This window comes from Klebsiella sp. KE9456 (genome assembly GCF_043832615.1).
GTDB classification, from domain to species: domain Bacteria; phylum Pseudomonadota; class Gammaproteobacteria; order Enterobacterales; family Enterobacteriaceae; genus Klebsiella; species Klebsiella indica.
This window is the reverse complement of the sequence record NZ_JBDYQK010000005.1, coordinates 18,013-30,484: the sequence shown is the minus strand read 5'-3', so window position 1 is coordinate 30,484 and position 12,472 is coordinate 18,013. Positions and strand designations below refer to the sequence as shown.

The following is a 12,472-nucleotide window of genomic DNA, read 5'->3' as shown; positions in this document are numbered from 1 at the left end:
AAAGTGAAGCATTTGCTGGCATAATGTCTGGTTTATCACACTTCTCATTCTCATTTGTCAGGATAACCCCGTGCTAGTATCCAGTAACGTCACCATGCAGTTCGGCAGTAAGCCGCTGTTCGAAAATATTTCCGTCAAATTTGGCGGCGGCAACCGCTACGGCTTGATTGGTGCCAACGGTAGCGGTAAGTCCACCTTTATGAAGATCCTCGGCGGCGATCTGGAGCCAACGCTGGGCAACGTTTCCCTCGACCCTAACGAGCGTATCGGTAAACTGCGTCAGGATCAGTTTGCCTTTGAAGAATTCAGCGTGCTGGATACGGTCATTATGGGCCATGCTGAACTGTGGCAAGTAAAGCAGGAGCGCGATCGCATCTACTCTCTGGCAGAGATGAGCGAAGAGGATGGCTATAAAGTCGCCGATCTCGAAGTGCAGTATGGCGAGATGGACGGTTATTCCGCCGAAGCGCGCGCTGGTGAACTGCTGCTCGGCGTCGGTATTCCGATCGAACAGCATTATGGCCCAATGAGCGAAGTTGCCCCCGGCTGGAAGCTGCGTGTGCTGTTGGCTCAGGCGTTGTTCTCCGACCCGGATATTCTGCTGCTTGATGAACCGACGAACAACCTGGATATCGATACCATTCGCTGGCTGGAGCAGGTGCTGAACGAACGTGACAGCACCATGATCATCATTTCGCACGACCGTCACTTCCTGAATATGGTCTGCACCCATATGGCGGATCTCGATTACGGCGAACTGCGTGTCTATCCGGGCAATTATGACGAGTACATGACCGCAGCGACGCAGGCCCGTGAGCGTCTGCTGGCTGATAACGCCAAGAAAAAGGCGCAAATTGCTGAACTGCAATCCTTCGTTAGCCGCTTTAGCGCCAATGCCTCTAAATCTCGCCAGGCCACCTCCCGCGCTCGCCAGATTGACAAAATCAAACTTGATGAGGTGAAGGCCTCCAGCCGGCAGAACCCGTTCATCCGTTTCGAGCAGGATAAAAAGCTGTTCCGTAACGCGCTGGAAGTGGAAGCGCTGGCGAAAGGCTTTGATAACGGTCCATTGTTTAAAGGCGTCAATCTGCTGCTGGAAGTGGGTGAAAAGCTGGCGGTCCTCGGTACCAACGGCGTGGGTAAATCGACGCTGCTGAAAACCCTGGTGGGCGATCTGGCGCCGGATAACGGCACCGTGAAATGGTCAGAAAATGCGCGCGTTGGCTATTACGCGCAGGATCATGAATATGAATTTGAAAATGACCTGACGGTGTTTGACTGGATGAGCCAGTGGAAACAGGAAGGTGACGACGAGCAGGCGGTGCGCAGCATTCTTGGTCGTCTGCTGTTTAGCCAGGACGATATCAAGAAGCCTGCAAAAGTGCTCTCCGGTGGTGAAAAGGGCCGTATGCTGTTCGGTAAACTAATGATGCAAAAACCGAATATTCTGGTGATGGACGAACCGACCAACCACCTGGATATGGAATCGATCGAATCGCTGAACATGGCGCTGGAGATGTATCAGGGCACGCTGATCTTCGTCTCCCATGACCGCGAATTCGTCAGCTCGCTGGCGACCCGGGTGATAGAAATTACGCCTGAGCGCGTGGTGGACTTCAGCGGCAACTACGAAGATTTTCTGCGTAGTAAAGGGATCGAGTAACACGCTGATGCCCGGCGGCGCTACGCTCACCGGGCCTGCGCTACAGTTTGTAGGCCGGGTAAGGCGAAGCCGCCACCCGGCAATTTTCAGAGCACCCACTCACTCCCTTCAACGCCATTCACCCGCAGCGTGCGTTTTTCCCCCGCCGGTAACGATACCTTCAACATGTTCCATGCCGGACGATAGTCGCCACGCGCGTTGATCTTCAGGTTGACGGTCGCCCCATCGCACACCATCTCCCATTCCACCCACAAGGCATTGCCCGTCTGATAACCCCAGCTTTCGCCATCGTCTTCAAACAGCAGACCGGATGTTGTCCCCACGCCTTTGACCGGGAACAGTTTCAGTTCGCGGGTATCGTCGTGCTCAGGGCTGACATGAGCGATCCGTTCGCTCAGCGGCACACCTGCGCCAGCGCGTACCAGCAGCGGCAGTTTTTCCAGCGGCGCGTTCAGGGTGATCCACTGACCGCCAGAGAACCATTCGTGGTTATCGAAATCGTACCAGCCGGTTTCGTTATCCGGCAGCCAGACGCGGCGTTCACGTTGACCGGGCTCCACCACGCTCGCCACCAGAATATCGCGGCCAAGCAGGAAGTCGTCGCACTCTGCGAAGGTTTGCGCGTCGTGTTCGTGGTCGAGGAAAGTGGGGCGCAGCATCGGCTCGTCGTCGGCGTGCGCCTGCCACAGCAGCGTGTAGAGGTACGGCAGCAGACGATAGCGCAGCTCAATCGCGCTACGAATCGCCGACGTCACGCCTGGGTACATCCACGGCTCATTCACCGTATGATCGTCATTCCACGAGTGAATGGTGAACCGTGGATGCATGACGCCGTTCTGTACCCAGCGCACGAACAGTTCCGGATCCGGCTTTTCGCCAGAGAAACCGCCGACATCGTGGCCGATATTAAATAGCCCGGAGAGACTCATTCCCAGTCCCATACGGATGTTGTAGCGCAGAGTGTCCCAGTTGGTACGGTTATCGCCGCTCCAGGTCTGAACGTAGCGCTGCATCCCGGCGCAACCGGAACGAGAGATAAGATACGGGCGTTTGTGCGGCGCAAAGCGCTGCTGCGCTTCCAGCGAAGCGCGCATCATGAGCAGCGGCATGACCGGGCGAATATGTTTGATGGCGATCTCCTGCCCAAATCCGTGACAACGGGCTTCGCCGTCCCACACTTCATACTCGTTATTATCGTTCCAGGTGGCGTCGATCCCCATCTTCAGCAACTGTGTGGTGACGCCTTCCTGCCACCAGGCGACGGTTTGCGGATTGGTGAAATCAAGGTTAGAGCCTTCGTCATCCCAGAAACTTGAACGTTCCGGCGCGTCGGTTTCCGAATCACGGATAAATAACCCTCTTTCCGCGACTTCGTTGTAGCGTGGGTGATCCTGCAACAGACACGGTTTAATGTTTGCCGCAAGCCGCAACCCCGCATCGTGGAATGCCTGGCTCATTACCTTCGGCTGCGGCACCTTGTCATAGTTCCAGTTAAAGACGTACCGTTTGCCGTTAATTGAGGTATAGCCGGATGAGAGCTGGAACGAGTCGCATGGAATGGCGTGTTCATTACACAGACGGATAAAGTTCATCAGCTGGTTTTGCGCATCCGGCGCGTCGGTGTAATGCATGGTTGAGCCGCTGTAACCCAGGCTCCACTTCGGCCCGAACAGCGTTTTCCCCGTCAGGCGCACAAAGGCTTTGGTGACATCCAGCACGCGCTTGCCGGTAAAGATGTAGTAATCGATGTCGCCTGCTTCCGCTTGCCAGCGGCGATAGGCGGTATGATAGTTGTCGATTTCGTTCCCGAGATCCAGCCAGCAGTTGCTCAGGTTATCGTAAAACAGACCGTAGCTAATATCGCTGCGCTGAGCGATGGTAAATGGAATATGTTTGTACAGCGGGTCGGTGCTCACCGCGTTATAACCCATGGCATCAAGGTTACGCATCTCATAGCGTTTGCCGGTACGTTGCAAATTGCCAGCCTTCTCACCAAGACCATAGAAGCGTTCATCTTTACGGCGGCTAAGGTAGTGGGCAACGCCGTCGCCGTGCGCATTCGCCAGATAGGCGCTGGTAGGGCGGTCATTAACGAGCGGCTGCCACTCGCCGACTTCGTCGCGGTAGCACCATTCCAGCCACAGCGGCTGGTGGACGGTGACGCGCAGATGCTCGGTGGCGATGCTCAGCATGCCGTCGCGCTCTGTTAGCTGCCAGGCGGGAAGGCTAAAGCCGCTCAAATCCTCGCGCGGGCGTCCTTCCCACGGCACATCCTGCTGTGGGGCGATACTCCAGGTACGATCCAGCGCCAACTGACCGTGCCGCTTTAGCAACACGCGGAACATATTCTCTTCCAGGACATACAGGCACAGGATGTGCTGGCCATCGACGGTCAACTCAACGTGGTGATCCAGTTGTTGGCGTAAGGTCCAGTTTTTCAACGTCTTCATTTTTACATCCACTCTCTCAGGCGCGCTTTGCGCGACGTTCAGCAATAAATGCCACCAGGAATACCGCGCCGATCAGGTCAAAGAATCCCATGGCGATAAATAGTGGGTTGAAGCCGATTTTGTCGGCGGTGACTCCGATTAACAGCGAGAACAGAAAGCTGGCGATCCATGCGGCGGATCCGCGCATACCGTTAACAGTCGCCATCTGTCCTTTATCGAAAGACTCCACCACCAGTGCGCTAAGCATGCAGGAAATGATCTGGTGGCCGAAACCGCCTATCGAAATCAGCACGATGGTGATATACGGATCGCGGGTAATCGCAACGGTGGCGAGCGAAATCATCAGAAAGGCGCCGGTGACGGAACTGGCGATCACTGAATTCACCCGCGAGCAGCCGAACCAGCGGGTATAAAGTTTGGTCAGATAGCCGCTGGCGACGCTACCGAGGTCGGCTGCCAGAAACGGTAGCCAGGCAAACATGGCGATTTGCTTTAAATCCATACCGTGCTCTTTCGCCAGATAGAGCGGTACCCAGAAACTCAATACCGCCCAGGCGGGTTCAGCCATAAAGGCCGGAATAGCGATACCGTAGAAGCGTTTGTTTTTCGATACGGTTTTTAGCGCGGTAAAAAAGGGCTGTTTGAGCGGTGGCGCTTCATTGTCTTGCTTTATCAGCGCCAGTTCAGATTTGCCCAGATTCGGATGTTTTTCTGGATTATGATAGAACGCCCACCAGAGCACGACCCATAATAGCGCCAGCGCGCCGGTGAACATGAATGCGCCCTGCCAGCCGAATGAGGCGTGCGCGAAATAGATTATCGGCGGTGCCAGCATTGCGCCGATAGAAAAACCGACCCCTGCCCAGCCCGCGGCGATAGGGCGCTCGGATTTTGGAAACCACTCACCCAGGGTTTTGGCATTCGCTGGTGTCGCCGCCGCTTCAGCGCCGCCCATAAAAAAGCGCAGGATCGCCAGGTGCAACCAGCTTCCGGCGCCAGCATGGGCAATACAGGCGATAGCCCACAGCGTGGCGCAAATCATAAAGCCGAGCTTGAGGCCAATGACATCGATAAGCCAACCACAGAGCGGCTGGAAAAGGGTATAGGCGAGTTGAAACGCGCCGACTATCCATGAGTATTGTTCGGTAGAAATGCCCAGAGAGGTTTTTAATTCCGGGGCGATAATCCCCAGTGAATTGCGTGTGATGTAATTGACGGTGACGCCCAGCAAAAACAACACAAGCATCCACCAGCGCAGATTCTTTACTATGCGGCGCGATTTACTGACCGCCATATCATTATTGAGGCCTTGGCTCATAGAACTCTCCACGAGACATGTAGTAGGGAAAATTGACCAACCCATTTCCTGAGTTGTCGCTAAAATTTTGTATTTCATTGTTTGATAAGGTTTATATTCCGCCACTCTTGGTTGACTAATATCAAAGGTGTTGGACCAATTCAGGCTAAGGGAGAAGGGGGGTGCGCAGTAGCGATTTTTCTGCAACTTTTTTCATAAAACGCGCTATATCGCAGTAATTCGCGCGAAATTTACTTAAAAATATTCCTGTTTTTAATATGAAAATTTTTTCATTTACAAATTGGAGCGCGATCACAAAATGGATAAAAAGCTCAGAGTGACTGAAATTGCGCTGCGTACCGGGCTGTCACCCAGTACGGTATCGCGAGTGTTAGCAGGGAAATCCAATACCAGTACAAAGGCTCGTCAGAAAGTACTTGATTGCGCTCACGAGTTGGGGGTGATGGACGGTCTCGCCGCCGGAAGAATGTTGCTCAACAATTTGCTGGTATTTGCTCCTCAACGGGCCTTCGACGAGCGAACGGACATTTACTACTATCGCGTTATTCAAAGCATCAACAATGCACTCAAGCCGCACGATGTCCACTTGCGATACTGCGCGCTGGAGGAGAATGACAGTGATGCGAATTTATTTTTGCAGCGTATGCATGACGCATCTACGCAGGCTGTTATTTTATTGGGTATTGATGATCCGCATATTCACGATCTGGCGGCAGATTTGGGAAAACCCTGTGTGATGATCAACTGCCACGATTCAGGAATGCGTTTATCTTCCGTTGCGCCGGATCACCGATTGATTGGTCAATTTGCCGCCCGTTATCTGTTTGATATGGGGCACCAGTCAGTAATAAACGTGATGTGTCTGCGTCGCTATACCATGGAGTTACGTTTACTGGGTATTAAGCAAGCGTGGCGTGCGCGGAATCTGCGTTTTGTCGATAGTATGGATTTAATCGATGTGGCTAATTTCAGCGCCAGGGAGACAGAAGAAAAGGTCGGAGCCTGGCTGGATCAACGGAACGATCGCGCGCTACCAACGGCTTTTTTGGTGGGTGGCGATTTTATGGCGGCAGGAACGATGGTTGCTTTACAAAAGCGAGGTTTACGTGTTCCACAGGATACTTCTGTCATGAGCATCGATGGTTTTAACCTGTCTGCGATTCAGGATGTGCCTCTAACCGCAGTACATGTGCCGCGTGATGAATTGGGGGATGAGGCGGTACATTTATTACAGCGGCAACTGCTTCGTCCTGATGCGCAGCATGGATCGTTACTCTTGCATGGTACGCTGGCGGTACGAGATTCGGTACGGCGGATACGTTCTGGTAACCGCCGTACCTCTGTCGAACCTAAGGGATTGTATGACGATTAATCTACAATCCTCTGCACGTTTACCGTAGATATTTAAAGTGTGCCGCGTGAAACGACTTTTCCGCGCGGAAATCACGGCTACAACGTGTCGACGCTTCATTCGAAGCATTCTGGCTGTGTCCCGCAATAGTGCGCGCGGTGCTGGCGGTTATTGAGCCTTGACGCGCGGCACAAAGAAACGGTGGGCAACGCAAAAGCGGGACAAGCCAGGAATATCAATTTAGATGAACGCTATTTTTTGCCATTCGGTTTCAGCTGTTCGCCTGTTTTCAAGGCAAAAAGTTCGTTATCTCTCGTCGAAACGCGTACGCTGCCGTCAGGCAGACGATAAGCCCCTTCGGTAAAGCCAGAACCATTCAGAAATGGCGCTACGGCGTCCGCTTTATTTTGTAACGTCGCTTCAAGCGCCAGCAGGGCATAGGGGTCAATATTGTCAATACTGGCGTACTGCACATGTTGATCCTTAACGAAGAAACCATTCAGGCGATGAGTGGCCAGGATGTTGTCCGCCACTTTTTGCGCCACATCGAGATAGGCCTGCTGCTTTGTGGCCTGCCACAGATCGATGAGCGCGAAGATGGCGTAAGCATCACTGTTGCTGGTTTCTAAATTCATCTGACTCTTTTTGCCATTTGGCTCGCCAATATCGCCTAATCCCTGGCCTTTTGCGATACCCCGCGCCACTTTCCACAGTTCATTATCCTGCTCCAGCGTATAAGCGCGGGCATAAGAGAGCAGGAAATCGCTCCCGGCCGGATAAGGTTTGAGTACGGTACCTTTTTTCCCATAGTAACCATCACGCGGGAGCCTGTAGTTGGAAAGGTCGGTACCGTTAGCCAGTAGCGGACGGAATGTATTGTTACTCGGATCATAGGCATAACGGGCAAATGCTTTCAGTCCATCCAGTGTCCACTTCTTAATATCCTGGCCATCCGGCCCGAGATATTTAGCTAACGCCAGCTGCATCAATGCATTTTCTGAATAAATCGTGCTGGTTCGGCCTTTCAGCAGCATATTGCCTTCAAGTGCATCGGTGCCGAATTCCGGGCCAAACTGACGCTGGGCGCGATCGCCGTATTTAGAATTGGTGTCGCTGTCGTCGGTGGTCTGCGCCCGCTTGAGCGGCTGAGTGAACTGATATACGCCGAGGCCGGTTTTCGGATCCCGCGGCAGGACATACTGCTGCGCCAGGCGCTTTGCCCAGACCAGCGCGCCAGTTTCATTATTGTATTTGTATAACAGAGAAGCCGAATAGATCAGATCATTGCCCGCATTGAGGAAACTTAATCCTTTAGTGGCAAAAAAGGGCGGCTGTTGCGTGAAATCGTTCGCCCAGAGTTTGCCTGGCGTTTTGCCATATTGACCATGACGGCTGGTTTCCAGGACTTTCCAGTCATAAACGTGTGCGTTCCAGAAGCCGTGAATAAAGCGCACGGTGGCGGGTTTATCGACGGCGAACATCAGTTCATACCAGGGATAAGCGTTCTTTAATTCATGAACTTGCTCTTTTTCACTGGGTCCCTCCGGCTGCAGAGTCTTCAGATCGACAAAACGATGTCCACCCCAAATCAACAGGCCGCTTTTATCCTGATAGTGGTTAAAGTAATAACGAACGGTCTCTTCCGCGCGTTTTTGGTATTTATCATCGCCGGTCAGGTTGCTGAGGCCCACCAGCACGCGCATCAGATTTTGCTGGGCGGAAAAGTTAGATAACACGGCGGTGCGGCCATCGGGAAAAATCCATTCCATCTGCTTACCAGTACGCGGATCGACGCCGCTGGCAAGTAGCGGAGAGGGCGTGGCGCCATGATATTTATCCCCCGCTTTGTCCAGGACATTGTCGGCGAAGGTTTTAACCGCCTGTAAACGCTGACTGTCGGCGTAGGCGCTATGACAAGCCAGTGCGACCAGGCAGCAGCAGGCGTTAAAAGTGAAACGACGAAACATGATGACTCCTTAATTGAGTAATTCTGGCTGCCAGCCGGAGAAAATGGTTTCGATGGTGTAGTGTGCCGCATCAACGGCGCTTAACTGGTAATGCTCTCCTCCCTGACCTGCGCCCGGGCCGCTGTTTGAGAACTCATAAAAACGACTGTCTTGTGGGTAGAACCAGGTTTTTTCTCCGGCTTTATTTTTACCGGACATTTTGTCCCAGCCGTAGATATGTTCATCGATGTCGCAGTGAATAAATGCCGCCAGCCCAATAGCGTTGGGATCGGCGTAACGACCATCGCTAAACTGGGTTGTTGGATGCCAGGGGCGACCAAGCGCAAAGCTTCTGGCCGGAACCTCTGCTTCCTTGCTGATTTTGCTTTTAATAAAGATCAGCCCATATTTCGCCGTTGATGGCGTCGACGGCGCGGCGATATACCCCAGCAGTGATGAGACATCGGTACGGTTGCGGGCAATAATGTCGCAACGGTCGAAGACGGCGATACCGGACCCAAAAATAAAATCAACATGCCCGGTCACGATGCAGTCCGTAAAATAGCTCCGGCTGCCGCTTTTGCTATAAAACGTATCCTGGTAACCCTCCAGTTTGACGCGACGGAAACGTGCTTGATCCACGTTATCCGCAATCATCAGCGCGACGGCCTGGGTATCTTTCAACTTACGCGGATCGCCTTCGGGCAATGCCCGATTGGCGGGAAAGTCAAAACTGTTGCGAATCGTCAGGTTCTCCATGGTGACGCCGTTGGCCCGAATCTCGACGGTACTGGTGCGCGAGGTGCCGAGTTTGTTGCCGTTACTGTCCAGAGATCCCGCTGGCGTATCGGCTTCGATTATCGTTTTTTCCCGTGACTGGCCGATCAGGGTGACGGGTCTGTCGATAACAAGCCGTTCCTGCCAGCGGCCATCTTTGATCAGGATGCGCCATGGTGTGCCTTGCGTGGGGGCCGCCGATAGCGCCTGCGCGATGGTCGCATATTGACCAGCCTGCGGCGTGGCTGAAACCACCGCATTCCATTGTGTTGCCTGTGTGGATAAAGCGCAGGCGTTAACGCTGGCCAGGAGGGTGCTGGCGAAGAGGATTTTTTTCATTGTTTGCGCCTCAGGGATAGAGTTTGTTGGCTAACTCTTGCAATTGTGGTGTCTGACGAATACGCCGGGCGACAATTTCCGCCACGGCCTCCGCCCCTTTTTGCTGAAAGTGCGTGGTGTCGGGATGGGTGCGGATCCCTGACTTCTGGGTTTTATACCAGGGATAACGCGGATCATTGGCATCCACCGCCAGCCAATAGTCCATCCAGTCATTGGGATGGGCATTTGCGAAGTCGATAGTCGCTTGTTCCAGGTCGATTAACGGCACCTGATTTCGCTCAGCGGTTTGTTTGATAGTGGCGATATAGTCGCCGCTGAATAAATAGCCGGGGTTTGACTGGGTATGGTGGCTGCTGACCACGACATCCTGGGGACCATGCTGGAATGCCGTTTTCCCCGCCGCATTTTTTACCCGCGTCGTGGGAGTGAAAAGGACCGGGATAGCGCCTTTATCACGGGCAATCTTAATGTAACGTTCCAGTGAGTGCTGAAACGACAGCTCCGGATGGCCTTGTGGATATTGTGGTTTACCGTTGGCGTCATTCGGATAGGTACAGAGATTGCGCACATCTGCAGCGCCGCGAATAGGCTTATTGCCATTACAGTTTTGATCGTTGTGACCGTGGGCAATGAAAACATAATCGCCGGGCTGCAAATAGCGCCCCATTTGCTGATACCAGCCCTCATTATAAAAATCCCGGCTGGAGCGTCCGGCCCGTGCGCCATTAAGAACCACAACCCCTGAATCGGCAAGAAATCTGTTCTGAAATACCTGTCCCCATCCCATTCGCGGCAGACGACTCACTTCATACGTGGCGGCCGTAGAGTCACTGACAATCAGAATACGTTTTGTTGCCGTCGCGATACGGGCTTTATCCTGCAATGCCTGGTTGAGATCGAAGGGCTCCCAGGGGCCGCTGTTTTTCAGCCCGACAATCGGCCGGAAAGCGCTGTCGGTCAGTATGGCAGTTCCCGCTTCGCCACTGTTGTTATCGTAGCCGCGATTGTGGTTAATAACCGAGAGCACTGTGGTCATGGCATCGCCGGGGATAATCGGCGTTTTAATGGGATCTATGCGTGCTGATTCAGTCCCAAGGGCAATAAACGCCTTCTCCATACCCCGGCGAAAATTGGCCAGCGGAGCGGTTAACAGTTCAGGCCGGAGATCGGCGGGACGGCCCTGTTCGATCCATTGTTGCGGGCCAATATATCCCAGTTCCCCCGCGACTTCTGAAACTAACCGATCGCTGAATGGAGTGATATTGGCGGTATTGGCGCTGTCTTTTTTTACGCTCAGCAGTAGCGAAGCCATACAACGGGCGCGTAACTTATCATTGTGCAGACAGTCCGTTGCGGTGCCAGCGGCTTTGGCGGATAACGCAAGCGGCGGGCGGAGGCTATCAATTACCAGCGAATAGCGACCAGTATTATCGGTTTGTGTCGACAGCTTCATTCCATTACTGTCGACAATATTTACCTGTGCGCCGCGAAAGGGCGTCTCAGCTAACACGACGCCTTGCAGTAAGGTACTGGCCTGAGCCGTCGTTGCAAAAGTACAGAGCAGCGCCAGTAGTTTCATGGGGGTGTTCATCTATTTCTCCTGAAAAGCGTTGTGGTCAGAAGCGATAAGTGAATCCGGCTTTCAGTAATGCTTCGCGGCCACCGCGGGTTTTGTTTTTGGCGACGTCCTCAAGGCCGAGGTTAATTTGCCAGTCCGGAAGAAAGGTCCAGTCGATATTGACATCCTGCTGATAATCATGTTTTTTGTTGTTCGCCAGAATATAATCGGCGTGGTAATAACAGGCTTTGTATGAAAGGGTCAAGGTATCGACCGGCGTATAACTGATGCCGCCTTCCAGACGGTGGCGATGTTTATTCTGTTCATCATCGCTGGCCAGCGAGCGGGTGATTTTTCGGTAATCATAACGATATTGGGTATATACTCCAAATAGGTCGCTGGCCTGCCAGCTCAATTTTACGCCTGGTGTATAACGGGCACCTGCTTTTTGCGTGTCGCCCGGATCGTTTTCCGTTCCTCGCCACGGGTACCGCCAGAGTAAAAGCATGCTTCGATATTTGGTGTCAGGATTAATGTGTCAGACAAGGCATAATCATAGTCTACGGTCATGGCGTAAGAGTTAGAAACCACATTATCCAGTGCAACATCTTTATTTTTTGAAATATTACCATTATCTTTAATGCAGCTTTTAGTGACTTCTTAAATCACACCAGAGTTTACTTATTGTCAGTAATTATTTAATTACCCCTGGTATATCGTTGTAATATCCACTCTTTATTATTAAGCAATCGTTTTAGTGTGAAAAACTACACCATTCAATGGAATATTATTTTACACAGTTTGAAACGATGTTTTGAGATCTTTGTCAAATAATTATATTTTTGCAATTAATAGCGGGGTTGGAATGGTATTGTCACATTTGTATAACTTTTAAGCGTCCTCCCTATTGCCCTTATTATCATGATAGTCATTTATGTTGTGCCTGCGTTATGTCCGGCTAAGCCGTACAGTCCATCAATATGACGCTGACATAACGTATCTGTACGCCTTATCAGTAAAAAACATTCGATGACACCGGAAGGTCAAAACGTGCATAAAATAATTGCCTT

Annotated in this window: 8 protein-coding genes; 2 read left to right on the top strand and 6 right to left on the bottom strand. The window is 52.4% G+C overall.

Annotated features, from left to right (window positions below):
* Positions 1-70: 70 nt before the first annotated feature.
* Positions 71-1,663 carry an ABC-F family ATPase gene (locus tag ABK821_RS06465; protein WP_395033883.1) on the top strand — a complete coding sequence of 531 codons (1,593 nt, stop codon included), beginning with the start codon at positions 71-73 and terminating at the stop codon, positions 1,661-1,663.
* A gap of 86 nt (positions 1,664-1,749) precedes the next feature.
* Here ABK821_RS06465 and ABK821_RS06460 read toward each other — a convergent pair whose 3' ends face one another.
* Positions 1,750-4,113 carry a TIM-barrel domain-containing protein gene (locus ABK821_RS06460; RefSeq protein ID WP_395033882.1) on the bottom strand — a complete coding sequence of 788 codons (2,364 nt, stop codon included), beginning with the start codon at positions 4,111-4,113 and terminating at the stop codon, positions 1,750-1,752.
* A 16-nt stretch (positions 4,114-4,129) separates the two neighbouring features.
* On the bottom strand, positions 4,130-5,431 hold the full coding sequence (locus ABK821_RS06455; RefSeq protein ID WP_138360553.1) for an MFS transporter: 1,302 nt from the start codon (positions 5,429-5,431) through the stop codon (positions 4,130-4,132).
* A 298-nt stretch (positions 5,432-5,729) separates the two neighbouring features.
* Here ABK821_RS06455 and ABK821_RS06450 point away from each other — a divergent pair, with 298 nt between their 5' ends.
* Entirely contained in the window at positions 5,730-6,803 is a 1,074-nt protein-coding gene (locus ABK821_RS06450; protein WP_138360552.1) for a LacI family DNA-binding transcriptional regulator, read from the top strand.
* 230 nt (positions 6,804-7,033) lie between these two features.
* Here ABK821_RS06450 and ABK821_RS06445 read toward each other — a convergent pair whose 3' ends face one another.
* Genes ABK821_RS06445 through ABK821_RS06430 form a run of 4 tightly spaced genes read right to left on the bottom strand, consistent with a single transcriptional unit; the run spans position 7,034 to position 11,910 of the window.
* A complete protein-coding gene (locus ABK821_RS06445; protein ID WP_395033881.1) occupies positions 7,034-8,749 on the bottom strand; it encodes a pectate lyase in 1,716 nt (571 codons plus the stop codon).
* A 9-nt stretch (positions 8,750-8,758) separates the two neighbouring features.
* Positions 8,759-9,844 (bottom strand): pectinesterase family protein, encoded by a 1,086-nt coding sequence (locus tag ABK821_RS06440; RefSeq protein WP_395033880.1) that lies wholly within the window; start codon positions 9,842-9,844, stop codon positions 8,759-8,761.
* Positions 9,845-9,854: 10 nt separating this feature from the next.
* Positions 9,855-11,435, bottom strand: a complete 1,581-nt coding sequence (locus ABK821_RS06435; protein ID WP_395033879.1) for a rhamnogalacturonan acetylesterase — start codon at positions 11,433-11,435, stop codon at positions 9,855-9,857.
* 25 nt (positions 11,436-11,460) lie between these two features.
* Positions 11,461-11,910, bottom strand: coding sequence for an oligogalacturonate-specific porin KdgM family protein (locus ABK821_RS06430; protein ID WP_395033877.1), 450 nt, complete (start codon positions 11,908-11,910; stop codon positions 11,461-11,463).
* Positions 11,911-12,472 lie beyond the last annotated feature (562 nt).

Bases quoted from the DNA above. Each gene is read 5' to 3' on its own strand.
- ABK821_RS06460 (WP_395033882.1), bottom strand. From the start codon at position 4,113: ATGAAGACGTTGAAAAACTGGACCTTACGCCAACAACTGGATCACCAC.
- ABK821_RS06455 (WP_138360553.1), bottom strand. From the start codon at position 5,431: ATGAGCCAAGGCCTCAATAATGATATGGCGGTCAGTAAATCGCGCCGC.
- ABK821_RS06450 (WP_138360552.1), top strand. From the start codon at position 5,730: ATGGATAAAAAGCTCAGAGTGACTGAAATTGCGCTGCGTACCGGGCTG.
- ABK821_RS06445 (WP_395033881.1), bottom strand. From the start codon at position 8,749: ATGTTTCGTCGTTTCACTTTTAACGCCTGCTGCTGCCTGGTCGCACTG.
- ABK821_RS06440 (WP_395033880.1), bottom strand. From the start codon at position 9,844: ATGAAAAAAATCCTCTTCGCCAGCACCCTCCTGGCCAGCGTTAACGCC.
- ABK821_RS06435 (WP_395033879.1), bottom strand. From the start codon at position 11,435: ATGAACACCCCCATGAAACTACTGGCGCTGCTCTGTACTTTTGCAACG.
- ABK821_RS06430 (WP_395033877.1), bottom strand. From the start codon at position 11,910: ATGCTTTTACTCTGGCGGTACCCGTGGCGAGGAACGGAAAACGATCCG.